The 26744-nt window shown below is 63.8% G+C and carries 24 protein-coding genes; 15 read left to right on the top strand and 9 right to left on the bottom strand.

Annotated elements, in window-relative coordinates; genetic code table 11:
• Window positions 1-894, bottom strand: a complete 894-nt coding sequence (locus HU738_RS03800; RefSeq protein WP_186601035.1) for a LysR family transcriptional regulator — start codon at window positions 892-894, stop codon at window positions 1-3.
• 109 nt (window positions 895-1003) lie between these two features.
• On the opposite strand from HU738_RS03800, the gene HU738_RS03795 reads away from it, so the two are divergent.
• Together HU738_RS03795 and ppnN are read left to right on the top strand one after the other, a co-directional pair.
• Window positions 1004-2065: a YeiH family protein gene (locus HU738_RS03795; protein ID WP_186601034.1), complete on the top strand. Its 1062-nt coding sequence runs from the start codon at window positions 1004-1006 to the stop codon at window positions 2063-2065.
• 63 nt (window positions 2066-2128) lie between these two features.
• On the top strand, window positions 2129-3502 hold the full coding sequence (gene ppnN / locus HU738_RS03790; RefSeq protein ID WP_176509018.1) for a nucleotide 5'-monophosphate nucleosidase PpnN: 1374 nt from the start codon (window positions 2129-2131) through the stop codon (window positions 3500-3502).
• Between the two features lie 30 nt (window positions 3503-3532).
• Here the strand turns inward: ppnN and HU738_RS03785 are convergent, their stop codons facing one another.
• From HU738_RS03785 to pssA, 3 genes are all read right to left on the bottom strand, one after another.
• Window positions 3533-4699 (bottom strand): GGDEF domain-containing protein, encoded by a 1167-nt coding sequence (locus HU738_RS03785; protein WP_186601033.1) that lies wholly within the window; start codon window positions 4697-4699, stop codon window positions 3533-3535.
• A gap of 107 nt (window positions 4700-4806) precedes the next feature.
• Window positions 4807-7353 carry a bifunctional diguanylate cyclase/phosphodiesterase gene (locus tag HU738_RS03780; RefSeq protein WP_186601032.1) on the bottom strand — a complete coding sequence of 849 codons (2547 nt, stop codon included), beginning with the start codon at window positions 7351-7353 and terminating at the stop codon, window positions 4807-4809.
• A gap of 79 nt (window positions 7354-7432) precedes the next feature.
• The gene (pssA, locus tag HU738_RS03775; protein WP_225923391.1) at window positions 7433-8761 is read right to left on the bottom strand and encodes a CDP-diacylglycerol--serine O-phosphatidyltransferase; all 1329 of its coding nucleotides are present in this window, start codon (window positions 8759-8761) and stop codon (window positions 7433-7435) included.
• 179 nt (window positions 8762-8940) lie between these two features.
• On the opposite strand from pssA, the gene HU738_RS03770 reads away from it, so the two are divergent.
• A complete protein-coding gene (locus HU738_RS03770; protein WP_176509021.1) occupies window positions 8941-9159 on the top strand; it encodes a DUF2970 domain-containing protein in 219 nt (72 codons plus the stop codon).
• A 277-nt stretch (window positions 9160-9436) separates the two neighbouring features.
• On the opposite strand, the gene HU738_RS03765 is transcribed toward HU738_RS03770, so the two are convergent.
• Complete coding sequence (locus tag HU738_RS03765; RefSeq protein ID WP_186601031.1) at window positions 9437-10513, bottom strand: ABC transporter substrate-binding protein; 1077 nt, start codon at window positions 10511-10513, stop codon at window positions 9437-9439.
• 214 nt (window positions 10514-10727) lie between these two features.
• Between HU738_RS03765 and HU738_RS03760 the strand changes: the two genes are divergently transcribed.
• The 5 genes from HU738_RS03760 to HU738_RS03740 all read left to right on the top strand — a co-directional run bounded on the left by HU738_RS03760 (window position 10728) and on the right by HU738_RS03740 (window position 16777).
• Window positions 10728-12380: a nitrite/sulfite reductase gene (locus tag HU738_RS03760; protein WP_054885150.1), complete on the top strand. Its 1653-nt coding sequence runs from the start codon at window positions 10728-10730 to the stop codon at window positions 12378-12380.
• On the top strand, window positions 12364-12858 hold the full coding sequence (locus HU738_RS03755) for a DUF934 domain-containing protein (protein WP_176509023.1): 495 nt from the start codon (window positions 12364-12366) through the stop codon (window positions 12856-12858). The genes HU738_RS03760 and HU738_RS03755 overlap by 17 nt, the downstream gene beginning before the upstream one ends.
• A 123-nt stretch (window positions 12859-12981) precedes the next feature.
• Window positions 12982-14556, top strand: coding sequence for a hypothetical protein (locus HU738_RS03750; protein ID WP_186601030.1), 1575 nt, complete (start codon window positions 12982-12984; stop codon window positions 14554-14556).
• A gap of 184 nt (window positions 14557-14740) precedes the next feature.
• Window positions 14741-15544, top strand: a complete 804-nt coding sequence (gene dkgB, locus HU738_RS03745) for a 2,5-didehydrogluconate reductase DkgB (RefSeq protein WP_186601029.1) — start codon at window positions 14741-14743, stop codon at window positions 15542-15544.
• Window positions 15545-15607: 63 nt separating this feature from the next.
• Complete coding sequence (locus HU738_RS03740; RefSeq protein WP_186601028.1) at window positions 15608-16777, top strand: MFS transporter; 1170 nt, start codon at window positions 15608-15610, stop codon at window positions 16775-16777.
• Window positions 16778-16818: 41 nt separating this feature from the next.
• Here HU738_RS03740 and HU738_RS03735 read toward each other — a convergent pair whose 3' ends face one another.
• On the bottom strand, window positions 16819-17292 hold the full coding sequence (locus HU738_RS03735; protein WP_186601027.1) for a sn-glycerol-3-phosphate transporter: 474 nt from the start codon (window positions 17290-17292) through the stop codon (window positions 16819-16821).
• A gap of 80 nt (window positions 17293-17372) precedes the next feature.
• On the opposite strand from HU738_RS03735, the gene HU738_RS03730 reads away from it, so the two are divergent.
• Entirely contained in the window at window positions 17373-18824 is a 1452-nt protein-coding gene (locus HU738_RS03730) for an alpha/beta hydrolase (RefSeq protein WP_186601026.1), read from the top strand.
• Window positions 18825-18908: 84 nt separating this feature from the next.
• Here HU738_RS03730 and HU738_RS03725 read toward each other — a convergent pair whose 3' ends face one another.
• Both HU738_RS03725 and HU738_RS03720 read right to left on the bottom strand, forming a co-directional pair.
• Window positions 18909-20264, bottom strand: a complete 1356-nt coding sequence (locus HU738_RS03725) for a sensor histidine kinase (RefSeq protein WP_186601025.1) — start codon at window positions 20262-20264, stop codon at window positions 18909-18911.
• The gene (locus HU738_RS03720) at window positions 20261-20971 is read right to left on the bottom strand and encodes a response regulator (RefSeq protein ID WP_186601024.1); all 711 of its coding nucleotides are present in this window, start codon (window positions 20969-20971) and stop codon (window positions 20261-20263) included. Before HU738_RS03720 ends, HU738_RS03725 begins: the two co-directional genes overlap by 4 nt.
• Window positions 20972-21138: 167 nt before the next feature.
• On the opposite strand from HU738_RS03720, the gene HU738_RS03715 reads away from it, so the two are divergent.
• The 6 genes from HU738_RS03715 (at window position 21139) to HU738_RS03690 (ending at window position 26166) form a co-directional block, all read left to right on the top strand.
• Complete coding sequence (locus HU738_RS03715; protein WP_186601023.1) at window positions 21139-21918, top strand: MlaA family lipoprotein; 780 nt, start codon at window positions 21139-21141, stop codon at window positions 21916-21918.
• Window positions 21911-22135 (top strand): hypothetical protein, encoded by a 225-nt coding sequence (locus HU738_RS03710; RefSeq protein WP_186601022.1) that lies wholly within the window; start codon window positions 21911-21913, stop codon window positions 22133-22135. Before HU738_RS03715 ends, HU738_RS03710 begins: the two co-directional genes overlap by 8 nt.
• Window positions 22136-22263: 128 nt before the next feature.
• Window positions 22264-23496, top strand: coding sequence for an MFS transporter (locus HU738_RS03705; protein ID WP_186601021.1), 1233 nt, complete (start codon window positions 22264-22266; stop codon window positions 23494-23496).
• A gap of 31 nt (window positions 23497-23527) precedes the next feature.
• Entirely contained in the window at window positions 23528-24301 is a 774-nt protein-coding gene (locus HU738_RS03700; protein WP_176508783.1) for an AraC family transcriptional regulator, read from the top strand.
• Between the two features lie 334 nt (window positions 24302-24635).
• Window positions 24636-24821 carry a hypothetical protein gene (locus tag HU738_RS03695; protein WP_186601020.1) on the top strand — a complete coding sequence of 62 codons (186 nt, stop codon included), beginning with the start codon at window positions 24636-24638 and terminating at the stop codon, window positions 24819-24821.
• Window positions 24822-24948: 127 nt separating this feature from the next.
• On the top strand, window positions 24949-26166 hold the full coding sequence (locus HU738_RS03690; RefSeq protein ID WP_176508785.1) for an amidohydrolase family protein: 1218 nt from the start codon (window positions 24949-24951) through the stop codon (window positions 26164-26166).
• A 22-nt stretch (window positions 26167-26188) separates the two neighbouring features.
• Here HU738_RS03690 and HU738_RS03685 read toward each other — a convergent pair whose 3' ends face one another.
• Window positions 26189-26698: a hypothetical protein gene (locus HU738_RS03685; RefSeq protein ID WP_186601019.1), complete on the bottom strand. Its 510-nt coding sequence runs from the start codon at window positions 26696-26698 to the stop codon at window positions 26189-26191.
• Between the last annotated feature and the right edge of the window lie 46 nt (window positions 26699-26744).

Genomic DNA, 26744 nt, shown 5'->3' with positions numbered 1-26744 from the left:
TCATCGCGCGGCATCATCGAGCCGCCCCACGCACAATTCCATGAACCGCGCCGCCGCCCGCGAAGGCGTGGCAGCATGGGGCAACAGAATGGAAAAGCGCCTGACCAGTGGCGCTGGCGCAATCCGCACCTGCCGCAGTGCTCCGTCCTCATGGCGGATCGACATGGCAGAGACGAACCCAACGCCCATCCCGGCCCGCACCGCCTCCTTCACGCCCTCCACCCCGGCAATTTCCAATGCCACGCGCATCGCTACGCCATAGCGGGCAAACGCCCGCTCGACAATCTGCCTGACCCCCGAGCCGCTTTCGCGCAGTACCAGTGGGTAGGCGCCGAGTGACGCCAAGGTATGCTCCTCGGCCTCGGCAAGCGGATGATCACTCGGCACGATGGCCACGATCTCGTCCTCGCGCCACGCCGTCACCTGCGTGCCCAAGGGCAGATCCTGCCCGGGCGGCCCCTCGATCAAGGCGATATCGACACTGTCCAACGCCGCGACGATCTCCGCGGTATTGCCGTGGGAGGTGCTGACCAGCACGTCGGGGTAGCGCTTGTGAAAATCGGCAATCAGGTACGGCAGCAGGTAGCTGGCCGGCGTGGTGCTGGCGCCGACGCGCAAGGTGCCGCGCTCCAGCCCGCGCATGGCCTCACACAAGGCCTGGGCCTGGCGGAAGGTGTCACGCAGGCGCTGGGCATGGGCCAGCAGTTGCTCGCCGGCAGCGGTCAGGCGCACGCCACGGCCGGCGCGCTGGTACAGGGGTTCGCCAAAGTCTTCCTGCAGCAACTTGAGCTGACCGGACACCGCCGGTTGCGACAGATGCAGGGCCAGGGCCGCATGGCTGATGTTGCCGTGCTCGGCTACGGTGGCGAAGGTTATCAGCTGTTCTGGGGTCATCTTGCAAAAATATCAGCTAAGCGGATATTTTCCATCCTAAATTACGATTTTTTATAAGCTTATAACCAGATTAACGTAGGCCATGTCGAAACACTTCCGGAGGACTCACATGGCCACGGCAACTTCCAACCCCGCGTTGGCGCCTACCCTCACCACCCGGGGGCGGCTCAACGGCATCCTGTTCGTCGCGCTGTTCGCGCTCGCCGTCACCCAGTTGGCAGCCCTGCCGGCCATCGCCAGCCTGGGCATCAGCCCGCTGATCGTCGGCATCGTCGCCGGCGCCCTCTATGGCAATGCCCTGCGCGATGGCGTGCCGGCCAGCTGGGCAGCCGGTATCAACTTCTCGGCCCGTGGGTTGCTGCGCATCGCCGTGGCCTTCTTCGGCCTGCGCGTGAGCCTGCAGGAGATCGCCGAAGTCGGCTGGTCCGGCTTGACGGTATCGTTGCTGGTCGTGACCAGCACCTTGCTGATCGGCCTGTGGTGCGGCACCCGACTGTTCAAGCTGGACCGCGATACCGCCCTGCTCACCGCAGCGGGCAGTGCGATCTGTGGTGCTGCCGCCGTGCTGGCGTTCGAATCGGCGCTGCGCAGCGCCCCGCACAAGAGCGCCATGGCGGTTGGCAGCGTGGTGCTGTTCGGTACCCTGTCGATGTTCCTCTATCCACTGGCGATCAACGCCGGCTGGCTGCACCTGGACACCCTGGGCGCCGGCCTGTTCCTCGGCGGGACCCTTCACGAAGTGGCGCAGGTGGTGGGCGCGGCCAGCAACATCAGCCCCGAAGCCACGCACATCGCCACCATCGTCAAGATGACCCGGGTGATGCTGCTGGTGCCGGTGCTGCTGGTGGTCGGCCTGTGGATCAGCCGTTCGCGCCAGCCCGGCCAGGCACAAGGCAACGGCCGCATCGCCATGCCCTGGTTCGCCTTCGGCTTCCTCGCCCTGGTGCTGGTGAACTCGCTGAACCTGCTGCCGGGCAGCCTCACCCAGGTGGTCAACAGCCTGGACACCTTCGCCCTGACCATGGCCATGACCGCGCTGGGCATGGAAACCCGCTGGAGCCAGATCCGCCAGGCCGGGCCCAAGGCACTGATCACCGGGGCAGTCCTCAACCTGTGGCTGGTGGCGGGCGGCCTGGCAATCACCCTCGGTGTGCAACGCCTTTTAGGTTGACGTGCCTTGATCGGTATGGTGTTGTCTTGCAAGGATGTTTTTACCTGCACAGGAACGACTTAGATGCCTCAACGCCATGTCATCAATGCATCCGTCAGCCCCAAAGGCAGCCTGGAGACGCTGTCGCAACGTGAAGTCCAGCAACTCAGTGAAGTCGGTACCGGCAGCCTCTACACTTTGTTCCGCCAGTGCGCCCTGGCCATTCTCAACACCGGCGCCCATGTCGACAACGCCAAGACCATTCTCGAGGCGTACAAGGACTTCGAAGTCCGCATCCACCAGCAAGACCGCGGCGTGCGCCTGGAGCTGCTGAACGCTCCAGCCGACGCCTTCGTCGATGGCGAAATGATTGCCAGCACCCGCGAAATGCTGTTCAGCGCCCTGCGCGACATCGTCTACACCGAAAGCGAGCTGGCCAGTCAGCGCATCGACCTGGAAAGCTCCCAGGGCATCACCGACTATGTCTTCCACCTGCTGCGCAACGCCCGCACCCTGCGCCCTGGCGTGGAGCCGAAGATGGTGGTGTGCTGGGGTGGCCACTCGATCAGCAGCGAGGAGTACCAGTACACCAAGAAGGTCGGCCACGAACTGGGCCTGCGCAAACTGGACATCTGCACCGGCTGCGGCCCGGGCGTGATGAAGGGCCCGATGAAGGGCGCGACCATTGCCCATGCCAAGCAACGCATGCACGGCAGCCGTTACCTGGGCCTGACCGAGCCGGGGATCATTGCCGCCGAGGCGCCGAACCCGATCGTCAACGAGCTGGTGATCCTGCCGGACATCGAGAAGCGCCTGGAAGCCTTCGTCCGCGTCGGCCACGGCATCATCATCTTCCCCGGCGGCGCCGGCACTGCCGAGGAGTTCCTCTACCTGCTCGGCATCCTCATGCACCCCGACAACCAGGCCCTGCCCTTCCCGGTGGTGCTCACCGGGCCGCGCAGTGCCGAACCCTTCCTGCAGCAGCTGCATGCCTTCGTCGGTGCCACCCTCGGCGAGGCCGCGCAACGCCACTACCAGATCATCATCGATGACCCGGCCGAAGTGGCCCGGCGCATGGTCGAGGGGCTCAAGGAGGTCAAGCAGTTCCGCCGCGAGCGCAATGACGCCTTCCACTTCAACTGGCTGCTGAGGATCGACGGTGGCTTCCAGCACCCGTTCGACCCGACCCACGCCAACATGGCCGAACTGGCCCTGCGCCGTGACCTGCCAGCCCACGAGCTGGCGGCCAATCTGCGCCGGGCGTTTTCCGGGATCGTCGCGGGCAACGTGAAAGACAAAGGGATCCGGCTGATCGAGGAGCACGGGCCGTATCAGATCCGCGGTGATGCGGCGGTGCTGGAACCGTTGGGGCGCCTGTTGCAGGCGTTTGTCGACCAGCACCGGATGAAGCTGCCCGGTGGCGCCGCCTATGTGCCGTGCTACCAGGTAGTGACCTGAGGTCGCCGGGGGCCGCTGCGCTGTCCCCGGCTACTTGATGGAACTGACCAAGGTCCGGTCAACCAGGCGGATGCTGTCACGCCCGCCCCGCTTGGACTGGTACAACGCCACATCCCCCTGCTCGATCAACGCCGCCAGGCTGGCCGGCGGCTGATCGAACAGGTTGGCGCCGATACTCAAGGTCACCGCCTGCGGGGTCGGCATCGCCTCCCTGGCAAACTGCTGGAACTGGTCGCGCAGCTGGCTGCCCAGTGCCACTACCTGCTCGCTGCTGGCATCATTGAGCAGGATGACGAACTCATCGCCGCCCAATCGTGCGGCCAACGAACGCTCCGGCAACATCGCACGAATCATCTCGCTCAAGGCAATCAGCAGGCGGTCACCCGCCGCATGGCCATGCAGGTCATTGACCAGCTTGAAGTTGTCGATGTCGATCAGCAGCAACGCCCCCGGCTGAGCCGGGCTGACCGCCTTGAACAGGTGCGTCGCCCGCACTTCCAGGGCCCGACGGTTGTACAAAGCCGTCAGCGGATCGCGGGCAGCCAGCCGGGCGATGCGTTCTTCACGGCGATAGCGCTCGGTGCCGGTCATCGACAGCGCGATCAGCATGATCGCCATCGCCCCTTCGACCAGCGAAACCTGGATGATCAGGCCGCCAAAGGTCGCCAGGTCGATCAACGTGCCCGGTATCACCGCCACGACCGCCTTGGCTACGTAGAACAGGCCATGGATCAACAGCACGTAACGCAGCTGCACCGCCCCCACGCTCAGCGACTTGCCATGCGGGCGCAGCAGGTAGCTGGCCTTGAGCGTGAGCAACGCCACCAGCAGCGAATTGACCATCAGCATCAGTTTCGACCACTGCGGCCCCACGGGCAGGAGCAACAAGCCGAACCAGATCAACACGATCAGCAGCCATGCCCGCGACAGCCGGGCCTGGGTGAAACGCACCACGCCCAGCAGAAAGCACGCGTGGGCAACCACCAACAAGCCATTGGCGAACCAGATACCGATCAGCAGCAGGCCGATCCCGCGTAACAATGCCAGGGTCGAACCGACGGTGATCGTGGCGAAACCGGCGCTCCAGAACAGCAACGACGATTCGCGGACACTGCGCCACTCGATCGCCAGGTACAGCGCAGCCGCAGCGGCCAGGGCGATGGTGATCGTCAGCATCGTGGGTGGATCAAGCGCCATATACGGTTTGGCCTGTCTGGTTAATGTGGAAAAGGCCGATTGTATGCGCTTGGCATGACTTTTCAGAGGGGCGAACGGTCACGCTCCATGCAAATGAGTGTAGCCGTTCAAGGTACGACACGTCCGGTGGCGATCCCAGCCTCCATCAAACGCACCAACGCCTGGTTTTCCACCGGTTTGCTGAGCAAGAAACCCTGCACCTCGTGGCATTGGTCATCGCTGAGCAGCGCCAGTTGTTGTGGGGTCTCGACCCCCTCGGCAGTGACGGTCATGCCCATGGCATTGCCCAGGTTGATGATGGCCTGAACCACGCTGCGGTCACTGTCGCTCTTGCCCAGCGACTGCACGAAACGCTTGTCGATCTTGATGCTGTCGAACGGGTAGGTACGCAGGTAGCCGAGCGACGAATAGCCAGTGCCGAAATCGTCCATGTTCAGGCGCACGCCCAGTTCCTTGAGCGCATTCATGGTATGTAGCGCGCCCTCGACATCGTTGAGCATCACGTTCTCGGTGATTTCCAGCTCCAGGCGATGCGCCGGCAGGCCGGTGTGCCTGAGCGCCTCAGCCACGTCACGCACCACATCGCTGCGGCGAAACTGCGCCGGCGACATGTTCACCGAGACCAGCACGTCAAGCGGCCAGTTGCGCGCACGGCTGCAGGCTTCGTGCAGTACCCAACTGCCCAGTTGCACGATCAGGTCCGACTCTTCGGCCAACGGGATGAAACGGTCCGGGTGCAGCAGCCCCAGGCGCGGGTGATGCCAGCGCACCAGCGCCTCGACGGAAGCCACCGTGTTGCCATCGACCTTGAAGCGTGGCTGATAATGCAACAGCAACTCGCCACGCGGGATGCCCGCGCGCAGCTCGCCTTCGAGCGTGCGTTTTTCCAGCAGCGCCGCGTTCATCTGCGTCGAAAAATAGCGCCAGGTGTTTTTGCCGGACTGCTTGGCGCTATAGAGGGCGACGTCGGCATAGCGGATCAGGTCGCCGGGGGCGCCGGGGTACTCGGCCGAAAGCACCACGCCCAGGCTCGCGCCGACCTGCACGGCATGGCCACCCAGCGTGATCGGCTGACGCAAGGTGTCGATCAGCCGCGCACAGAAGCGGTCCATTTCCTCTCGCTGACCAGGCCGCACCAGCACGACGATGAATTCATCCCCACCCAGGCGCGCCACCAGGTCACTGTCGCGGGTCACCTCGCCGAGGCGCCGGGCCACCTCGATCAGCACCGTATCGCCAGCCGGGTGGCCGAGACTGTCGTTGATCGGCTTGAAATTGTCCAGGTCGAGCATCAGCACCGCCACGGGCACGGGCTGGTCTTGTTCGAGAAAACGGAACAGTTTGTTTCGATTGGGCAGGCCGGTAAGGGCATCGTGCAAGGAAAGGTGCTGGATCTGGGCGTGGGCGGCCACTTCGTCGGTAATATCACTGCAGGTACCACGAAAGCCTTTGCAGATGCCCTGCTCGATGATCGCCCGCGCCGCGATGCGGCACTCGCGCTGCTGGCCCAGGCGGTCGCGGTACTGGCAGCGCAGGCTGGCGGTCGATTCGGTGGCTGCCAGGTTGTGCAGCCAGGTCTCGACAGGGCTGGTGTCGCAGGCCAGCAGTTGCGTGAGGGGGCGCTGCAGCCATTGCTCGACAGGGTGGCCGGTCAGCTCGGCGAACCGTGCGGACAGGTAGGTCAGGTGCTGCTGGGCATCGGTTTCCCAGATCCAGTCCGAGGCCGCCTCGGCGACGGCCTTGAAACGCGCCTCACTGGTTTGCAGGGCGTTCTTGGATGCCGCCAACTGGCGGTGGCTGCGGTCGATACGGGCGCTGGCGCGGATGGCATAGCGGGTGAGCAATGCCGTCAGCAGGCCAAACACCAACAGCACCAGGCTCAAGGGGGCGACCACCGTCCGCAACAAAGTGGTGCCGGGGCGCTCGATTTCCCAGGTCAGGGCCTGCCCGCTGCCTTCCAGCGGCAAGTAACCGAAGCCCGCTTGCCGGACTTCGCTCGCGGTGGTGGCGAAGCCACTCAAACCGACCGCCTTGGCCAGTTCTGCAAGCATGACCGCGTCCAGCGCACGCACGAACACCAGCACCGCGCTCGGCGCTGCCACATGGTGCGGTGTCGAGGGGGAGCGAATGACGGCAGCAGTAAACAATGCCGGTTGCCCGGCGAACATGACAAACCCGGACGCGGCCTGATCCTGCTTGGCCGCGGCACGCGCCAATTGCACGACCCGGCTGCCACTGGCACTGAAATCGGCAAACGTGCGGGTGCTGAGTTCGCCTTTGATCACCGCATAGTGGGTACCGTCATCGTCCAGGACAAACACGCCCTCGTAGCCATTGTCGCTATAAAGGGTCTGGCCGACATTATCCTCGTCATACGCCCAGTGGCTGTCCACCGGCCCTGCCAGGTGATCGTAAGCGGCCTGCCAGAAGGCGTAGCTGAGCAGGTAGGCACGCTCGTTTTTCTGTAGCTGCTCAAGGGATGACTGCGTGTGGAAACTGCTTTGGCTACGTTCGCGCTCATCGAGCGACTGGGCGATCCGGTACAGCGAGACCATGCCCAGCACCAACGCCACCAGCAACAGCGCCGAGAAGGCCAGGACCAGCTGCCGGACCACGAGGCTGCGCGGCGAGCCGTTGCCAACAAGTGATTCCATTCGCAGAGCCTTTTACCAGGGTTCGTCAAAGTGGACCCCGACCGATTGGCAAGGATCGATCCAGCTGACGACTGGCGGCCTACAGCACCCTTTTGATCAACGGCTCCAGCCGGCTGTAGCGCAGGCGGCGCAGGAACTTGCGCACTTCCTTGGGATGCTCGGCTTTCTCGCCCAGCTCATCCACCGTGCCGATCTGCGGCGCATGCCGGCGGATGCCTTCCAGCTCAACCGCCCGCGGCACCAGCCACTGCCCCTGCGGGTCGTCGATCAGCAACCCGTTCTCAAGGTCCAGGTTGAACCCGCGTGGGTTGAGGTTGTTGCCAGTCAGCAGCGAATAGCGCTGGTCGACCCACACCCCCTTGGCATGGAAGGTGTGGCCCGGGTCGTTCCATATCCGTATCAGCAACTGGCCGCTGGCAATCGCGGCCTGACGGCGCCGGGCAAAGGCCCGCAGGTTGTCCTCGTACAGGTACGGCAAGGCACCACTGGCACTGAACGGCTCGCCCGGGGCAATGTAGAAGTCGTTGGCGGTGCGGTGGCCGACGATCAGTTCGATGCGCACGCCCCTGCCCAGAGCATGGTCGATCTCGCGCATCACCACCCGTGGCGGGTTGAAATACGGTGTGCTGATGATGATCTGCGCACGTGCCGCCGCCAGCAGTGCGCACAGCGTGCGGTTGAGCGGGTTGCCACGGCCCACGCCCAGCAGCGGGATGACCCGCAGCCCCTGCCCCGCCGTGGCGGGCGGTGCGTCATAGGCCATACGCCGCAGGCGCGCCCGCAGGCGCCGGATATCGCCGCGCAGGCTGCGGGTTGCAGGGGCAGCAGGCAGGTCCAGACGCGGCGTCGCGGTGTGGTGCAACAAGCGTCGAACCAAGCCGACCATGGCATCGGCCAGGGCCGGCGACTGGAACAGGTGGTAACGGTCGAGCCGGTAGCGGTCGAACCGGTGGAGATAGACATTATTGAGGCTGGCGCCGGTGTAGATCACGCAATCGTCGATCACGCTGCCTTTCAGGTGCAGCACGCCGAACAGCTCGCGGGTCTGCACCGGCACACCATGAATCACCACATCCAGCCCACGCAACTGGCGCTGGGCCTGATACCAGGCGGCATTGCCCGGCTGGCGCCCGGCCCCCAGCAGGCCACGGCGGGCACGGAACCAGTCGACCACGATGACGATCTCCAGGCCCGGCCGCTGGGCCTTGGCCTGGTACAGGGCATCGAGCACCTCCTGGCCGGCCTCGTCCTCTTGCAAGTACAAGGCAACGATCACGATTCGCCGGCTCGCCGTGGCGATGCGTTCCAGCAGGCAGGTGCGGTAGGCTGCGGCATCCGGCAACACCTGGATCGCTTCGGGGGCGATGGCGAAGCCTGGCAACGCCGCCAGCATGGAGTCAGGGTTCAAATGGAGTCACCTTTCGTGTGCAATCAGGTCCGTGCTGCCGGACACGTTTATTGTTCGGCGCGCCACCGCGTCAAGCCGAAAACCTTAACGTGAGGAACCGCCCGTGGCAATGCAGCCAGCCAAGCTCATGCGCATTGCCTACACTGTTGCTGATTGCCGCTGATTCTTCAGGAGCCACCATGGACGATTCCAGCCAGGGCAAGCCCCCGACCTTCTGGCAGATGCTGCACAGCATTCTCGCCGCCGCCTTTGGTGTGCAGAGCGGCAAGAACCGCGCCCGCGACTTCACCCACGGCAAGGCCAGCCACTTCATCGTGCTGGGCACGCTGTTCACCCTGGTGTTCATTGCCGTGCTGATCGGCCTGGTGCAACTGGCGCTGCACCTCGCTGCCCGCTGAGCACGCTGGAAACAACGCAAACGCCTGCGGGATTCCCTCCCGCAGGCGTTATGCCTGGATCACGGTCTTGAGTTCAGGTCACTGGTGGCTGACCCAATACACGGCGGTGACCACCACCAGGACGATCAGGCAGAGGATCGCCCAGGCATCGACACTGCTGTCAGCTTTGCGGACCTTGGTAGAGTTTCCCATTGCATTGCCTCTTGTAGTGGTTATGGGAATGCACTTCACCACCAGCAGTTAAGACGAGCTATGCCCTTCACTCAAGCAAGGTCTTTCAATAGTCGACGGGTGACGCGAGAAACGGGTACTGGTAGCTGGGCGGCTGCCCTTGGGCGCTGTAATGCAGGAAATCGACACCGTAGTCGTCGCGTTCCAACAGTTTCAGCCAACGCCGTGCCTTGGCCTGGTCGATCGACTGCAGCACGGGCAGCACGTGCTCTTGCTTACCGTCGCGGTTGACCTGCAGGCCTTGGGCATCGTCGTGCAGCAATACCATGGCCCAGCCCCCCAGCGTGGTGTGCCCGCCCATCAGCACACCCAGGCGCCCATCGATACGGGCGCGCAAGGCTTGCGGCGAGCTGTTGACGGCGGCAAACACCACGTCGCGCCCAGGCTTGCGCCCGGCTTCCTCGAACGCCTGCATGGCACCGAAGGCCATCTCGTCGTTGGCTGCCCACACCAGCCGGGTCTGCGGATAGCGCTGCAATAACTGTTTGGCTTGCTCGTAGGCGCGCTCGCGGCTCCAGCCGCCATACACCACCTGGCGCAGCCGCACCTGCGGAAAGTCGGCCAACGCCTGGCGCATGCCTTCTTCGCGCAACTGCGAAGCCGGGGTGGTCTTGACCCCGGCAAAGGCCACCAGGTCGATCGGCTCGTTGTCCCGGGGCACCAACGCGACCATCTCGTGCAGCATGCGAAAGCCTGCCTGCTGATCGTTGCCGGTCAAGGTGCCCAGCACCTGTCCATATCTGTCGGGCTGGGCCTGGATGCTCCGGGCCTGGTTGGCGGTGAGGCCGTTGTTGACCAGGAACAGCTTGACCCCGGTCCCACGGGACAAGCGGATGATTTCTGGCGCCAGGTACTGTTCGTTGACCAGCACCAGGTAGTCCGGCCGCTGCGGGCCATCGAGCGTCGCCCGGGCCTGGCTCATCGCCCGCGCGGCATCACGCTCGCTGTATTCGACCCGCAGGGTCATGCCCAGCTCATCGGCGGCAGCCTGCATGAAACGCGAGTAATTGACCCAGAACGTCTCGTTGGAGTGGCCAGGATTCAGGAAGACCACCGAAGCGGCCTGAGCGCAAGCTGCCAAAGGCAGGCTCAGGCACAAGCTTTGGCAAAGCGCCTTGAGCATGCGGATACACCCTTTGAAACAAACCATTGAGTATAAACCCCTCGCCTGATGGGGTAACAAATGCCAGTCAGTCTCACTTAGTTCGTTTGGTTCTTTTCATATGCAAAAACATCACTTTAGCGCATAAACCCAACCTGCTATCGTTCCCCGGCTCCGAACCGGAGTGCGCGGCCGTGCGCGCGAATAGCTGCATGCAGCCTGAGACAGGACTTTTATGTACGTATACGACGAGTACGATCAGCGGATCATCGAGGACCGCGTCAAGCAGTTCCGTGATCAGACCCGCCGCTACCTGGCCGGTGAGCTGAGCGAAGAAGAATTCCGCCCTCTGCGCCTGCAGAACGGCCTCTACATCCAACGTTTCGCGCCGATGCTGCGCGTCGCCGTGCCGTACGGCCAGCTGAACGCCAAGCAGGTTCGCACCCTGGCCAAGATCGCCCGCGACTACGACAAGGGCTACGCCCACATTTCCACCCGCCAGAACGTGCAGTTCAACTGGCCAGCGCTGGAAGACATCCCGGATATTCTCGCCGAACTGGCCACCGTGCAGATGCACGCGATCCAGACCAGCGGCAACTGCCTGCGCAACACCACCACCGACCAGTTCGCCGGTGTGGCGGCGGATGAAATCGTCGACCCGCGCCCCTGGTGCGAAATCGTCCGCCAGTGGACCACCTTCCACCCGGAATTCGCCTACCTGCCGCGCAAGTTCAAGATTGCCATCAACGGCTCGAAAGAAGACCGCGCCGCCATCGAAGTGCACGACATCGGCCTGGAGCCGGTGCGCAACGCCGCTGGCGAGCTGGGCTTCCGCGTGCTGGTCGGTGGTGGCCTGGGCCGTACCCCGGTGGTCGGTTCGTTCATCAACGAGTTCCTGCCGTGGCAGGACCTGATCAGCTACCTCGACGCCATCCTGCGCGTGTACAACCGTTACGGTCGTCGTGACAACAAGTACAAGGCGCGGATCAAGATCCTGGTCAAGGCTCTGACCCCGGAAGTGTTCGCCGAGAAGGTCGAGGCCGAAATGGCCTACCTGCGTGGCGGCAGCACCACCCTGACCGAGGAAGAAGTCCAGCGCGTCTCGCGCCACTTCGTCGATCCGGATTACCTGGCCCTCGACAACGTCGACTACAGCGCCCAGGATGCCGAGTTCCCGGGCTTCGCCCGCTGGCGCTCGCGTAACACCCGCGCCCACAAGCGCCCTGGCTACGTGGCAGTGACCCTGTCGCTCAAGCCGACCGGCGTTGCCCCCGGCGACCTGACCGACAAGCAGCTGGACGCCGTGGCCGACCTCGCCGAGCGCTATAGCTTCGGCTTCCTGCGTACCTCCCACGAGCAGAACATCATCCTCGCCGACGTCGAGCAGCGCCAGCTGCACGCGCTGTGGATGGAACTGCGCGAAAACGGCTTCGCCACGCCGAACATCGGCCTGCTGACCGACATCATCTGCTGCCCCGGCGGCGACTACTGCTCGCTGGCCAACGCCAAGTCGATCCCGATCGCCGAATCGATCCAGCGCCGTTTCGACGACCTGGACTACCTGTTCGACATCGGCGAGATCGACCTGAACATCTCTGGCTGCATGAACGCCTGCGGCCACCACCACGTCGGCCACATCGGCATCCTCGGGGTGGACAAGAAGGGCGAGGAGTTCTACCAGGTATCGCTGGGCGGCAACGCCGCGCGCGACGCCAGCCTGGGCAAGATCCTCGGCCCGTCCTTCGCCCAGGATGACATGGCCGATGTGATCGAGAAGCTGATCGCCGTGTACGTCGAACAACGTACCGAGGAAGAGCGTTTCATCGACACCTACCAGCGTATCGGCATCGACCCCTTCAAGGAACGCGTCTATGCAGCGAATCATTAAGAACAACCAGATCGTCGACGAAACCTGGCACCTGTTGCCCAAGGACTTCTCGTTCGACGAGCTGACCAACTGCGACGACTACATCGTCCCGCTGCAGATGTGGCGCGACCATGCCCACGTGCTCAAGGCCCGCGACGGCGGCCTGGGCGTTTGGCTGGACAGCGACCAGGAAGCGGAAGAAATCGGCGAAGACGTGCAGCACTTCCAGGTCATCGCCCTGAACTTCCCGGCATTCACCGACGGGCGCAGCTATTCCAACGCGCGCCTGCTGCGTGACCGCTACGGCTACAAGGGCGAGCTGCGCGCCATCGGCGACGTACTGCGCGACCAGCTGTTCTTCATGGCCCGCTGCGGCTTCGACGCGTTCGCTATCCGTGCCGACAAGGACCCGGAGGACGCGCTGCAGGGCCTGAAGGACTTCTCGGTGACCTACCAGGGCGCCACCGACGAGCCGCTGCCGCTGTTCCGCCGCCGCTGATCGTCACCTGCAATGCCCTACGGCCCGCCTTTTGGCGGGCCGTTTCGTTTGTGCGCAATACACTCAGGTTTTCTGATGGCACGCCGATAGCATGCATACCCACAGCATTCGCAAGGAAAGCCGATGATGAACCTGATTGCTGCCGTTCGCACGCTCCCCTTACAGATAGCGCCTGCAGCGACGCCCCAGATCAACACAGCCAGCCAAGCCCCCGGCACGGTGACTCGCGCCAGTACGCACGTGGTCCTCGGCCAGCCATCGGTCGGCACGGACAGCGACATCTACTCCGCCAATGGCAACTTGGGCAACACCTCGAACCGCTATATCTGGGAAACCCCGGGTGTCGACAAGCTCAGCCGCTACATGGCCAGCGTCGTGCAATCGGGTTCAACCAGCACACGCTTCCAGGGCCTGGGGGCGGCGCTGCTGGCGCAGCTGGCCGCCAATGGCGGTGAGACCATCGCCCAATCCGGCTTACTGGTGAACGATACATCTACGCCCAACGAGCTGATCCTGGGCCTGCAGCAGTCACGCCTGCGCGAATACGCCAGCAACAGCATCACGTTCAACCTCACCACCGCCTCCGGCGCCACCGTGACCTTGGGCCTGTACAGCAGCGAGCAAGGCCTGGCCGTGGATGCGCAGGTACAGGGCGGCACGCTCAGCGCCAAGGAGCTCGATGGCCTGGCAGCGCTCGCCAACGGCTTCCAGTCGGCCATCAACGGCCTGATCCAGGAGCCGCCGAGCCTCCAGCTGGGCGCACTGGTCAAGCTCGACCCAGACCTGTTCACCGGCCTGCAACTGGACGCGCGACTGGTCACCAGCAGCGGTGAACAGCAAACCTTCGAACTGCGCCTGAACGACCAGACCCGTAGCCTGAAACTGCTGGGGCCCGGTGGCGAAGTGAAGATGAACTTCGACACCCAGGGCGGCGCTTTGCTGGGTAACCAGGCCATGCGTCAGGCTGCGGTGGCCAACTACCTGACGCAATTTGACGCCGCGCAACAACGCGGCCATGGCGACGAACACCTGATGGGCCTGTTCAAGGATGCCTTCAGCCAGCTCAACAGCGTCGATGACGACAGCCCGCGCCTGGCCGGCGCGGCAGCGGCCCCGAACCGCAACAGCCGCCTGCTGCTCAGCGGCCTGGCCGACTTCAACGCATCTGTCAGTCAGCCCACGCAGCAGCCCAATCCGGTAAAGCCGGAAGAGGCAGACTACTTCAGCTTCCAGGTTTCACAGGCAACCCAGATCAAGGGCGGCACCAACCTGTCCGTGGAGCAGCAGCAACAGGCCACGCTTAAGGCCGCCTGGCACCAAGGGCTCAATCCACTGGTGGCCCTGCAGCTGACCCGTGACAGTGAATCGCAGAACTACCGCTATCACCAGGTCGACGACCAGTCGAGCAGCACGACCCGCCTCGGCTTCAGCAACGGCGTTCTGACTGAAGCTCGCGTGTCGCAACAGGCTAGCCAGACGGAGCGGGTCCGCTCCTACCAGAATGGCATCGAGATCTCGGATGTCGACAAGCACTTCTCCAACAGCAAGGATCGCGACCTGCTGGGCGTCCTCGACACTCTGCTGCGCCAGGACCGTGAAGCACAGCGCATCGGCGCGCAGTCAACCTTGCAACAACAACTGCTGGGACTGAGCCAACTGTGGTTGCTGCAATCCAATCCGGCGCTGATCAAAAGCTGATTGCAACACCTTGCCTGAGCGGCATGAGCCATGGGTCATTCGTGACTTCAAGTCAAATGACCTTGGCCCTGCCCTGCCTTAATCAATCGCCCGCAAACCCGCACACTGCTCCCCATTCGAGATCGACCGTACCCGAGCGCCCAGGCTCGGTCCGGCCCACCTTTCTCTCACCAGGAGCAAATCCATGAGCATTCCATCCTTCGGCCTCGGCACCTTCCGCCTTACCGGCCAAGCCGTCATCGACTCGGTCAAGTCAGCCCTGGAACTGGGCTACCGAGTCATCGACACTGCGCAGATCTACAAGAACGAAGCCGACGTCGGCCAGGCGATCGCTGAAAGTGCAGTGCCGCGCAGCGAGCTGTTCATCACCACCAAGATCTGGGTTGAAAACTACGCCGCCGACAAGCTGATCCCCAGCCTGCGCGACAGCCTGCAGAAACTGCGCACCGACTATGTCGACCTGCTGCTGATCCACTGGCCGGCCCCGGGCAACGGCGTTGAACTGGCCGAATACATGGGAGCCTTGGCCGAAGCCAAGAAGCTGGGCCTGACCCGCCAGATCGGCGTCTCCAACTTCAACATCGAGCTGACCCGCCACGCCATTGCCGTGGTCGGCAAAGGTGAAATCGCCACCAACCAGATCGAGCTCAGCCCGTACCTGCAGAACAGCAAGCTGACGGCGTTCCTCAAGGAACAAGGCATCACCGTCACGTCGTACATGACCCTGGCCTACGGCAAGGTGCTGAAAGACCCGGTACTGGCCGAGATCGCCAACAAGCACAAGGCCACCGTCGCCCAGGTTGCGCTGGCCTGGGCCCTGCAGCTTGGTTACGCGGTAATCCCGTCTTCGACCAAGCGCGAGAACCTGGCCAGCAACCTGCTCGCCCGCGGCCTGCACCTGGATGACGAGGACATGGCCCGCATCGCCAAGCTCGAGCGCAATGGCCGCGAAGTCAGCCCTGAAGGCCTGGCGCCTATCTGGGACTGATGCCATGACTCTCGCCGAATACCGATTGCAGCACGTTCATCAAACCGCGCAGGAGCCTGCACCATGAAAGCCGGACGTGTCCTGTTCGCCCTGGCCATCGGTGCCTTTGGCATCGGCACCACCGAATTCACGCCAATGGGCCTGCTGCCGGTGATCGCCCAGGGCGTGGACGTCAGCATCCCCAGCGCTGGCATGCTGATTACCGCCTATGCCATTGGCGTCATGGTCGGTGCGCCGATCATGACGTTGCTGTTCAGCCGCTTCGGCAAACGCGCGGCGCTGATGGCATTGATGGCGATTTTCACCCTGGGCAACCTGCTCTCGGCGCTGTCGCCAGACTATTACACCCTGCTCGCCTCACGCCTGGTCACCAGCCTCAACCACGGCGCTTTCTTCGGCCTGGGCGCCGTGGTGGCCGCCAGTGTCGTGCCCAAGGAAAAACAGGCCAGCGCCGTGGCGACCATGTTCATGGGCCTGACCATCGCCAACATCGGCGGTGTGCCGGCGGCCACCTGGGTAGGCCAGCAGGTCGGCTGGCGCATGGCCTTCGCGGGCACCGCGCTGCTCGGCCTTTTGGCCATGGCGGCCCTGTGGTATGCCCTGCCCAAGGGTGAGCGCGGCAGCGTGCCGCATGTACGCAAGGAACTGGCAGTGATCGCCCGCCCCAGCGTGCTGCTGGCGATGGCCACCACGGTGCTGGGGGCTGGCGCCATGTTCACCTTGTATACTTACGTGGCACCGGTGCTGGCGGAGCTGACCGGCGCCTCGGACAGCTTCGTCACCCTTGGCCTGGTGCTGATCGGCGTTGGCTTCACCTTGGGCAACAGCCTGGGTGGGCGCCTGGCCGACTGGTCGCTGGACGGCTCGGCGCGGATCTTTCTCGGCGTGCTGGCGGTGATCATGCTGTTGATGCCGCTGGTGCTGGCCAGCCATATCGGTGCCGCCATCGCCTTGCTGGTGTGGGGCATGTTCACCTTCGCCGTGGTGCCGCCACTGCAGATGCGGGTGATGATCGCCGCTATCGAGGCACCTGGGCTGGCGTCGTCGATCAACGTCGGTGCGTTCAATCTGGGTAACGCGCTTGGCGCAGCCTTGGGCGGCGCGGTAATCAGCCTGAACCTTGGTTATGCCGCAGTGCCGATGGCGGGTGGCGTGCTGGCTGCTGCCGGGTTGCTGCTGGTATGGCTCGGTGGGCGCAGCAAGGCTGCGGATAAAACCCTGGGCACCGCCTGACCTGAAGGATAGCGCCGAACCTGAGGGAGCGGCGCTATCTGTCAGAATCTCAACCCCACGTTGATCATCCCCGCAGCCCCTCCCAGCACCACGAACTCGGCCCCCACCGGCCCCCAGTGCACGCCGAACGACGGAATGATCACCGGCGCAACGCCAAAGTGGTTCAACGGGATCTTGTCGTCATATTCGCCCTTGTAGCCCTCGATCAGGCCGGCGCTCAGCTTGGCGTACACGGGATAGCGCTCGTGCTCCCAGACCTTGCCCAGGTAGGCGTAGTAAGAGCGCTGGGAGAACGAGTTCTTGAAGGTCGCCGCGCCCCACAGCAGGCCGTCAGTGTAGATGCGCTCGATACCGATCAGTTCCTGGTGGTTGTTGTGCTCCGGGTCGTGGGTCCAGTGCCTGGTGTAAGCGCTGGTCTGCACATACCAGTAATCCCCTTCGCGCTCGCCATCTTCGGCAATTGCGGCCAGACTCACTGCCAGCAGCCCGATCGCTGCCATGGACGTCCTGTTCATGCTCGATGCCTCGCTGGAGATTCCAGTGACACTAGCCGGGCCCGCCCGATCGCGCCATGTGAAAGGTCCATGGAGGAACCATGCCGATACGCCGTTTGCTGGTGGCTGTAGTACTGGTGGTACTGGCTCTGCTGGTCACTGCGCTGTTCGCCTTGCGTATCACCGCAATTGCGGATTTTCAGCTGGAGCCGTGGCACACCTATGTGCCGGACGAGATGCCAGCCAGCGACATCGACCACGCCAGCTGGGGCGACTACCTCGCTGCCGAGCAACGCGTGCTCAACCAGGTCAACCGGGCAATGCGCGAGCAGCTGGCCAGCGAGCCAGCCTCCGCCTACAACCGCTTCGTGGCCAGCAGCCGCGTGTTCCCAGGCAATCTCAGCCATGACTGGAACCGCTCCTATATCGCCGAGCCCAGGCAGACAGCCAAGGGCGCGGTGGTGCTGCTGCACGGCCTGACCGACTCGCCGTACAGCCTGCGCCACTTCGCTCGGCATTTTCAGGACCTGGGCTATGTGGTGGTCGCCCCGCGCTTGCCCGGGCATGGCACAGTTCCGGCAGGCCTCACTGCAGCCCACTGGGAAGACTGGATGGCCACTACCCGCCTGGCCGTACGCGAAGCTACCCGCCTCGCGCCCGCAGGCACCCCGCTGTACATCGTCGGGTTCTCCAATGGCGGCGCACTCGCCGTCAAATACAGCCTCGACACCCTGCAGGACCCGCACCTGGCCAGGCCTGCCCACCTGGTGCTGATCTCACCCATGATTGGCGTCAGCCGCTTTGCCCGCTTTGCCGGCATCGCAGGCCTGCCAGCACTGTTCCCGGCGTTCGCCAAGGCCGCCTGGCTGAGCGTGCTGCCCGAATTCAACCCGTTCAAGTACAACTCGTTTCCGGTCAATGCCGCGCGCCAGTCCTACGAGCTGACCGAAGCCGTGCGCCAGCAGCTGGCCGCTGAAGCCCTCGAACCGCAGCGCCTGGCCACGCTGCCAGCGGTTCTCACCTATCAATCACTGGTCGATGGCACGGTCAGCACCGAAGCCATCCAGACCGACCTGTACGACCGCCTGCCCGCCAATGGCAGTGAGCTGGTGGTGTTCGATACCAATGCTTCGCTGGGTATCGACGAGATGCTCAGGCCGTCGGTGGCGGCCCTGCGTGACAGGATGTTCGCCCCTCGGGCCCGCCCCTACGCACGAACCTTGATAGCAACCCGAGGGCCGGGCGATGCGCAGCTCAAGTCGACACGCTTCGCGGCCCAGGCGACCACGGCCAGCGAGCAGATGCTGGATGCGCTGTATCCGTCCAGCCTGATCTCGCTGTCCCATGTGGCACTGCCCTTTCCCATGGATGATCCGCTGTATGGGCAGCAGCCGGGTGGCCAGGAACATTACGGGGTGAACCTGGGCAATTTGAACATGCGCGGGGAACGCGGGGCGTTGATCGTGGATGCCGGAAGCTTTTCGCGGGCCACTTCCAATCCGTTTTTCAAGGTGATGATGGAGGGGGTGGATGAGGGATTGCGGTTGCGCTGAGGTGCCTGACTTGAGGCTTTTTGCGCCTGTGAGATCGAGCGCCGCCCGGACGATCACCCAGGCCTGAGCGACCTGGGGCTCTGATCAGCCCACTGGCAAGCTGACCTTCACCTCCAGCCCGCCACCCGGGCGGTTGGCCAGAGTCACGCTGCCGCCTTGCTCCAGCACGATCGCGCGTACCGCCGGCAAGCCGAGCCCGACACCCCCGGTGTCACGATTGCGTGAGCCTTCGATGCGGAAAAACGGCGCGAACACGCGCTCCTGCAACTCTGGCGCGATGCCCGGCCCGCGATCCAGCACAGTGATTTCCAGTTGCTCGGCAGTGACCGCCAGCCGCATCTCAGGCGCCAGGCCATATTTGACCGCGTTGTCCACCAGGTTCACCAGCACCCGCTTGATACCCACCGGCCGCCCGACGTAGACGCAGCGCCGCGGCGCATCGAGGGCAACCTTGATACCCGCGTCCTTGAAGTCATCCACCACCGTCTGCAGCATCTCGGCCAGGTCGAACGCCGTGGTCTGCTCAAGCCGCGCATCGTCGCGGAAGAATTCCAGGGCAGCATCGACCATGGCCTGCATTTCGTCGACATCCTTGAACAGCTTGGCCTGCACTTCATCGTCCTCGATGAATTCGCCGCGCAGGCGCATGCGCGTCAAGGGCGCGCGCAGATCGTGGGAAATCGCAGCCAGCATCTGCGTGCGATCATTCACGAAATGCTTGAGCTGCGCCTGGGTGGCATTGAAGGCGAGAATGGCCTGGCGCAGGTCATGCGGGCCAACCACCGGAATGGGCGGAGCATTCAGATCCTTGCCGAAACGCCGCGCGCCTTCAGCGAAGCGTTCCAGAGGATGGGCCAGATAACGCGTGGCGAACAGCGCCACCACCAGGCTGGCAACCAGCATCAAGGCAAGGATGATCAAGTTGCGCGGCAGCTCGTCCAGGCCCCAGCTGCGCTGCGTGGCGCGGTACAGCACCCAGCTCTTGTCACTCAGCTCGATCATCAGGGCGTAGCCGCGCGCGGGTTCAAACTCCCACAGTTCGGACGCTTCAAAGGCCTGAATCCGAGCATCAGGCCGTTTCAACAAGGCCCGCAGGGTTGGCGCGCCCTGGCGAAACTCGGCATCGACCAGATCCGGTATACCGGCCTGGTCACGGCTGCGCAGCCATTGCACGGAGTAAGAACCATCGCCTGCTGCGCTGGCGATGCCGGGGCGCTGTGCGACGGGCGCTGAATCGAGGATGCGAGTGACCGCGGCGACCTTCTCGATCACGCCGCTCTCCAGCAGCGGCGGCTGCGCCCACACGCTCAGCAGCAGGCTGAACAGCCCCTTGAGCAACAGCAGGATGAACATCGCCGTCAGGGTGGTCAGGGCAATCCAGCGGGCGATGGTGATGCGTGGCCGCGGCATGGCCTTGCGCAGCCTGCTCAACAGCGTCATCGCCTGACCACGCTGGCAGTGAACAGGTAACCGACATTGCGCAATGTGCGGATCAACGGTTCGGCACCCGCGTCGCTCTCCAGCTTGCGCCGCAACCGGCTGACTTGCACGTCGATGCTGCGGTCATAGGCCTCATACGACTCACCCCGGGCCAGGTCGAGCAACTGCTGGCGGCTGAGCACACGCCGGGGGTGCTCGGCAAACACCAGCAGCAACTCGAATTCACCGTTGGAAAGCGGGATCATCACCTGCTCTGGCGAGCGCAGCTCACGGCGCACCACATCCAGTTGCCAGCCGGAAAACTCCAGCAGCGTGCGCGGGTTGTCCAGCGCGCCGTCAGCCGCTTCGCCGGCCCGGCGCAACACCGCCCGCACCCGCGCCAGCAACTCGCGGGCGGCAAAAGGCTTGGTCAGGTAATCGTCGGCGCCCAGTTCCAGGCCGACCACGCGATCGCTCAGCTCGGCCATGGCGGTGAGCATGATCACCGCCACCTTGTGCTCGGCACGCAAGCGCTGGCACAGCACCAGGCCACTGTCGCCGGGCAGCATCACATCGAGGATGACCAGGTCCGGCACCCGTCGCTCCAGGGCCTGCCAAAGCCCTTTGCCATCACGGGCCACGTCGACTTCGTAGCCATGCTGGCGGAGAAACTTCTGCAGCAGATCGAGTACTTCGACATCATCGTCGACTATCAGCAAATGACTCAAAACAGGCACCGAAAACAAAGGCAATGAGCGCGTACTCTAAGGCCATCCGCAGGCTGCCGTCATATATTTCAACCCGGAAACAAAGTGTCAGATTCGAGACAATCCGGACATTCCCAGGCAATCAATCTGCTGCAGCATCGGCGCCCCTTCTGCTCAGGAATGTGCCTATGCCTACCCCTTCTGCTGCTTGGTGCTCTGCCCGCAACACGGTCCTGGCCTTGTCCCTGGTCGTCGCCAGTGGCTGCAGTCAGCGCCCGCCGGCCACGGCTTGCGGACCGATGGCCTATCAGCTCAGCGACCCGGCCGAACCTGCCAACCGCGCCGTGTTCGCCTTCAACCGCAGCATCGACGATTACCTGCTGGCGCCGGTTGCCCGTGGCTATACCGCCTTGCCGAACGTTGCCCAGCAAGGCGTACACAACTTTGCGGCCAACTTCGGCGAGCCCAAGGTGTTCGCCAACGACCTGCTGCAAGGCAACAGCGAACGGGCGATGACCAGCCTGAGCCGCTTCATCTTCAACACCACCCTCGGCGTGGCCGGCCTGTTCGATGTCTCCGGCAAGATGGGGCTGGCCCGCCATGAATCGGACTTCGGCCAGACTTTCGGCGTGTGGAACATCGCCGATGGCCCGGTCGTCGAATTGCCGCTGCTGGGCTCACACAACCTGCGCGATGCAACTGGCCGGGTACTGAGCCTGGCGGTGGACCCGTTCGGCGACAACAGCGATACGGTCGAGACCCTGGGCACCGTGGCCATGGCCGGTGGCATGGTGGATGGCCGGGCGCAGGCGTTACCGCTGACCGACCAACTGCGTACTCAGCCGGATGACTACCAGGCCCTGCGCGATTTCACCGCACAACAGCGCGCCAACCGGGTGGCCGAGGGCAGGCTCGGCGCGCCAGGCAAGCGCCCCGACCACTGCCAGGGAGGGCCTGCCGGTGAATGATGCCGTGTCACTGTTCCGCCGCGTGGAGTGCGGGGCCGAGCAGCCGGTGCTGTTGCACGAACTCGAAGCCCGCGTCTCGGAGGATGGGCGCGAACTGATCGTCAGCCGTTATCGGGAACGTTACGCCGACGGTGGCGATACCCAGCGCCACGAAGTGCATCGCCGCATACCGATCGCCATGCTGTTGAAGTGGATGGCCAAGGCAGGCACGTCATAACGCGACACTCGCCGACTGAATGTCCGAATCGCGACAGTGAGTGCCTGTTCGGCGTGAGACAGGCATTGCCCGGCTGGATAACCTTCGTCGGGCAATGCCTTGCCATCATTCGAAAAAGAGCCTCGCCCATGACGACTCCTGCCGCCACCTTGGCCCCACCCACCACCGCCGACCAACCCCAGGGCTTTCTGGTCCGCATCGTCGGTGCCGCCGCCTTCGCCCACCTGCTCAACGACCTGATCCAGGCCGTGCTGCCGTCGATCTACCCAATGCTCAAGAGCGACTTCTCGCTGAGCTTCGCCCAGATCGGCTGGATCGCCCTGATCTACCAGGTCACCGCCTCGCTGCTGCAGCCGTGGGTCGGCATGTACACCGACAAGCGCCCCATGCCTTACCTGCTGCCCACCGGCATGCTGTTCACCCTGGTGGGTATCGCCCTGCTCGCCTTCGCCAACAGCTACCCGATGTTGCTGTTCGCCGCTGCCGTGGTGGGTATCGGCTCGGCGACCTTCCATCCCGAAGCCTCACGGGTGGCGCGCATGGCCTCCGGCGGGCGCTTCGGCACCGCGCAGTCAACCTTCCAGGTCGGCGGCAACACCGGTTCCGCCATCGGCCCGCTGCTGACCGCCGCCATCGTCATCCCCCACGGTCAGCCTGCCATCGCCTGGTTCATGCTGGCGGCCGCCCTGGCGATCGTCGTGCTGCTGCGCGTCACTGGCTGGACCATCCGCCACGGCCAGACCCAGCTCAAGGGCCTGGCCGGGCAACAGGCGCCGGGGCTGTCCACAGCTGCCATGTGGCGCGCAGTGGGCGTGATTGCCGTACTGATGTTCGCCAAGTTCGTCTACATCGCGTCGTTCACCAACTACTTCACCTTCTACCTGATCGAACACTTCGGCCTGAGCGTGCAGCAAAGCCAGCTGTATCTGTTCGTGTTCCTTGCTGCCGTGGCCCTGGGCACCTTTGCCGGCGGGCCGGTGGGTGACCGCATCGGGCGCAAGGCGGTGATCTGGATTTCGTTCCTCGGTGTGGCCCCGTTCGCCCTCGCCCTGCCCTACGCCAACCTGGCCTGGACTGCGGTGCTGGCGGTGGCCATCGGCCTGGTGATGTCGTCGGCCTTCGCCGCGCTGGTGGTGTACGCCCAGGAGGCAGTGCCTGGCCGCGTCGGCATGGTCTCGGGGGTGATGTTCGGCCTGATGTTCGGCATCAGTGGCATCGGCGCTGCAGGCCTCGGCGAACTGGCCGATCTGCATGGCATCGAGTGGGTCTACCAGGTGATCTCGTTCCTGCCGCTGCTGGGCCTGGCCACCGCGCTGCTGCCGGCCACCCGCTCGAAAGCACGGCCTGCCCGCTGCTGCTAAGATGGCCGCGCCTGTTGGACTGGACACGATCATGGTCAAACCCCAGCACGAACTGCTGATGGAGGTCGATGAATGGACCTGGGAGGTGGGCAGCCGGGCAACCGACTACCCGCCAGACTGGTACATCGCCCCTCACTCGCACGCCAAGCACCAACTGATCTACGCCATCAAGGGGCTGATGCTGGTCGAGTCCGAGGCCGAGCGCTGGACTGTGCCACCCAGCCGCGGCATCTGGATGCCCAGCGGGCAGGTGCACGCCATCCGCTGCGTGGGTGACGTGAAGATGCGCAGCGTGTTCGTGCGCCCTGATACGGCGCTCGAACTGCCGCTGCAAAGCAAGGCCATCAGCATCTCGCCGCTGCTCAGCGAGCTGATCAAGGCGTCGGTCGACTTCGCTGGCCCTTTTGCCGAGGACTCTCGCGAGGCGCGGATCATGCGCCTGATCCTCGACGAAATCTGCGTGCTGCCGACCTTGCCGCTGAAACTGTTGCAACCCAGCGACAAACGCCTGCGCACGCTCTGCTCAGCCTTGCAGGCACGCCCCCACGACACGTCGACCCTTGCCGACTGGGGCGTGCACCTGGGCGTTGACGAGAAGACCATCCAGCGCCTGTTCCGCAAGGAAACCGGCATGACATTCGGCCAGTGGCGCCAACAGGCGCGCCTGATGCAGGCGCTGGAGCGCATCGCGTTGGGCGAACGTATCGTCGATGTCGCCGCCACGCTGGGCTATGACAGCCCCAGTGCATTCGCCAGCATGTTCAAGCGCCAGTTCGGTATCACGCCCAGTCAGTTCTTCAAGTAACCGCCGCCAACTGCAGTCACCTAGGCGATGGTGCCGCCCGGCAATTGCTACATAAAGTTGCAGCCAGGGTGAAAATGCCTTGCCTGCGCTCGCCACGCTCATGGCGACGGCGGCCTGCCGCGAAGCTCAGCAAATACGGGCATTTGGCTGACATTCAATGCACATGAATTGAAACAGCTAGCAGGCGGATTTGTAGGACGTTTCCTCCGAGCACGGTAGGCAGAATCGCCGCAGCACCCGTTTCCTGTATGAAACCCCAGTTTCTGCAAGATTTTGTCACTGATACGGTCCATTTTTCCTACAACGGCACGGACGCCAATGCCGCGAGAACAACATGGATCAATACGACAAATCTGGCCTGGCCTTGCAGAAAAACCTGCTCAATCTGCGTCGTGAACGGGATCGCTTGAGAACCGAAGGCAAGCACCAGGACGCTGAACGACTGGCGCAGGAAATTTCGCGCATCGAAGCGGTGGTGGCTGCATTGCCCGCAGAGGCCAAACCACCCACGTTGCAGTAGATAAGCCAACGGCCCTTGCCTGTATCAAGAAATGCACTGTGGTCGATCCTGATAATTAATTTGTGAGGGGGCCGGATCATCCCTACCGTATGACGCTAATCAAGCGTGGGAAGCAAAGGCCCCTTTCATGAACGACCGTGAGTTCATCAATGCCATCGACGCCGATGGGCTACCCCTGAACATCGCCGTGCGCGGAGGCTGCATCAGCCACCTTGGCCCGCACCGCGCCCGCACATCCGCCATCGAGACCATCGACCTGGAAGGCCTGCTGGTGCTGCCCGGCTTCGTTGACGGCCACATCCATCTGGACAAGAGCTTCGTCGGTGACCGCTGGCGCCCGCACCAGCCGGTCGCCAGCCTGCGCGAGCGCCTGGCCGTGGAAAAACGCGAACTTGCCAGCGCCCCACCGATCGTCGAGCGCGCCGACGCGCTGATCCGCCAGGCCGCCTCGTTCGGCACCCTGGCCATGCGCTGCCATGTCGATGTCGATGCCACCACTGGCCTGGCCAACTTGCGCGCCATCCTGGAAGCCCGCGACAAGTGGAAAGACCTGATCGATATCGAACTGGTGGCGTTCCCGCAGGCCGGTGTAGTGACCTGCCCTGGCACCGCACAGGTGATGGAAACCGCCGTGCGTGAAGGTGTGCAGGTGGTTGGCGGCATCGACCCGACCACCCTGGACGGCGATGCCGACGCCCAGCTTGATATCGTTTTCGGTATTGCCGACCGCCATGGCGTGAAGGTGGACATCCACCTGCACGAACCCGGCGACAGCTGCATCGCCCAGCTCGAGCGTATCGCCGCCCGTACCCAGGCACTGGGCATGCAAGGCCTGGTGGCGGTCAGCCATGCCTATGGCCTGGGTGATGTCAGCGACGCCGTGGTTGACCGCACCGCCGAAGTGCTGGCCCTTGCCGGCGTTTCGATCATGACCAATGCCCCCGGTGACCACGCCTTCCCGCCTGTGCTGCGCCTGCGTGCCGGTGGCGTGCGGGTGTTCACGGGCAACGACAATATCCAGGACGCCTGGTGGCCCTATGGCAACGGCGACATGCTGCAGCGGGCGATGCTGGTCAGTTACCGCTCTGGTTTCAACACCGACGAGGAGCTGCGCGTAGCGCTGGAAATGGCGACCGTGGCCAGCGCCGGGGTGATCGGCAAGCAGGATTACGGGTTGAAGGTGGGCAATGAAGCCAGCTTCATTCTGTTCAAGGCACCGAATGCAGCAGCGGCGGTGGCAGCAGCCATTCATGAACGGGTGATCGTGCGCCACGGCGCGTTCTGGGGTGGGCCTGCGCAGCTACAGCTGAAGGCTGCGCAGTTCGCCACCGAACTGCGTCGCTAGCGAGACCCATGGCAAAGCGCGCTTACTGAATGTGCTTGAGCTTTTCGAGCATGGCGGCGCTGCCCTTGAGGTAACCGGTGACCTCGCCATCTTCCCGTTTGAATTTGATACCCATCACCTTGTTGTCCAGCTTGACCAGCTCGACCGATGCCCGGATGACTTCGTGGGGATGAGTGACCTCTGCTGGCGCCTTGCCTTTCTGCACGGAAACTTCGCTGACGGTCTGCTCGAACCTGTTGCGTTCAGCATCATACGACCAGGACGACTGCTGCACGATCTTCTGCATTGAGTTGTTCTCGCTGAGGATCAGGAAGTCGGTGGCCGAACCGTCTGCCCTGAGCAGCAACAACGCCAGCGCCTGGGACGTGCCATCGTCGGCGTTGGAGTACCAGACGCCATACAGGTCGCTTTTCAGGTATCTGGGCGTTGTGCCTGGCGTTTCGCTGGGTGGGATTGCCGTGCCGGGTGTGGAGCAAGCGCAGAGCACCAGCGGGGCCAGCAGTGCGATTGCTACGGTGAGGTACTTTCTCATTACATTCCTGGGGCTTTTCAGTATCCGATGCGCAGCGTCCCTCTTT

It is taken from the genome of Pseudomonas vlassakiae (genome assembly GCF_014269035.2).
Lineage (GTDB): Bacteria > Pseudomonadota > Gammaproteobacteria > Pseudomonadales > Pseudomonadaceae > Aquipseudomonas > Aquipseudomonas vlassakiae.
This window is presented reverse-complemented; position numbering and strand designations above follow the sequence as displayed.

Bases quoted from the DNA above. Each gene is read 5' to 3' on its own strand.
- dkgB (WP_186601029.1), top strand. From the start codon at position 14,741: ATGAGCATTCCATCCTTCGGCCTCGGCACCTTCCGCCTTACCGGCCAA.
- HU738_RS03800 (WP_186601035.1), bottom strand. From the start codon at position 894: ATGACCCCAGAACAGCTGATAACCTTCGCCACCGTAGCCGAGCACGGC.
- HU738_RS03715 (WP_186601023.1), top strand. From the start codon at position 21,139: ATGCCTACCCCTTCTGCTGCTTGGTGCTCTGCCCGCAACACGGTCCTG.
- HU738_RS03770 (WP_176509021.1), top strand. From the start codon at position 8,941: ATGGACGATTCCAGCCAGGGCAAGCCCCCGACCTTCTGGCAGATGCTG.
- HU738_RS03700 (WP_176508783.1), top strand. From the start codon at position 23,528: ATGGTCAAACCCCAGCACGAACTGCTGATGGAGGTCGATGAATGGACC.
- HU738_RS03755 (WP_176509023.1), top strand. From the start codon at position 12,364: ATGCAGCGAATCATTAAGAACAACCAGATCGTCGACGAAACCTGGCAC.
- HU738_RS03785 (WP_186601033.1), bottom strand. From the start codon at position 4,699: ATGGCGCTTGATCCACCCACGATGCTGACGATCACCATCGCCCTGGCC.
- HU738_RS03730 (WP_186601026.1), top strand. From the start codon at position 17,373: ATGCCGATACGCCGTTTGCTGGTGGCTGTAGTACTGGTGGTACTGGCT.
- HU738_RS03695 (WP_186601020.1), top strand. From the start codon at position 24,636: ATGGATCAATACGACAAATCTGGCCTGGCCTTGCAGAAAAACCTGCTC.
- HU738_RS03725 (WP_186601025.1), bottom strand. From the start codon at position 20,264: ATGACGCTGTTGAGCAGGCTGCGCAAGGCCATGCCGCGGCCACGCATC.
- HU738_RS03740 (WP_186601028.1), top strand. From the start codon at position 15,608: ATGAAAGCCGGACGTGTCCTGTTCGCCCTGGCCATCGGTGCCTTTGGC.
- HU738_RS03795 (WP_186601034.1), top strand. From the start codon at position 1,004: ATGGCCACGGCAACTTCCAACCCCGCGTTGGCGCCTACCCTCACCACC.
- HU738_RS03765 (WP_186601031.1), bottom strand. From the start codon at position 10,513: ATGCTCAAGGCGCTTTGCCAAAGCTTGTGCCTGAGCCTGCCTTTGGCA.
- HU738_RS03750 (WP_186601030.1), top strand. From the start codon at position 12,982: ATGATGAACCTGATTGCTGCCGTTCGCACGCTCCCCTTACAGATAGCG.
- HU738_RS03705 (WP_186601021.1), top strand. From the start codon at position 22,264: ATGACGACTCCTGCCGCCACCTTGGCCCCACCCACCACCGCCGACCAA.
- HU738_RS03735 (WP_186601027.1), bottom strand. From the start codon at position 17,292: ATGAACAGGACGTCCATGGCAGCGATCGGGCTGCTGGCAGTGAGTCTG.
- HU738_RS03760 (WP_054885150.1), top strand. From the start codon at position 10,728: ATGTACGTATACGACGAGTACGATCAGCGGATCATCGAGGACCGCGTC.
- HU738_RS03780 (WP_186601032.1), bottom strand. From the start codon at position 7,353: ATGGAATCACTTGTTGGCAACGGCTCGCCGCGCAGCCTCGTGGTCCGG.
- ppnN (WP_176509018.1), top strand. From the start codon at position 2,129: ATGCCTCAACGCCATGTCATCAATGCATCCGTCAGCCCCAAAGGCAGC.
- HU738_RS03685 (WP_186601019.1), bottom strand. From the start codon at position 26,698: ATGAGAAAGTACCTCACCGTAGCAATCGCACTGCTGGCCCCGCTGGTG.
- HU738_RS03690 (WP_176508785.1), top strand. From the start codon at position 24,949: ATGAACGACCGTGAGTTCATCAATGCCATCGACGCCGATGGGCTACCC.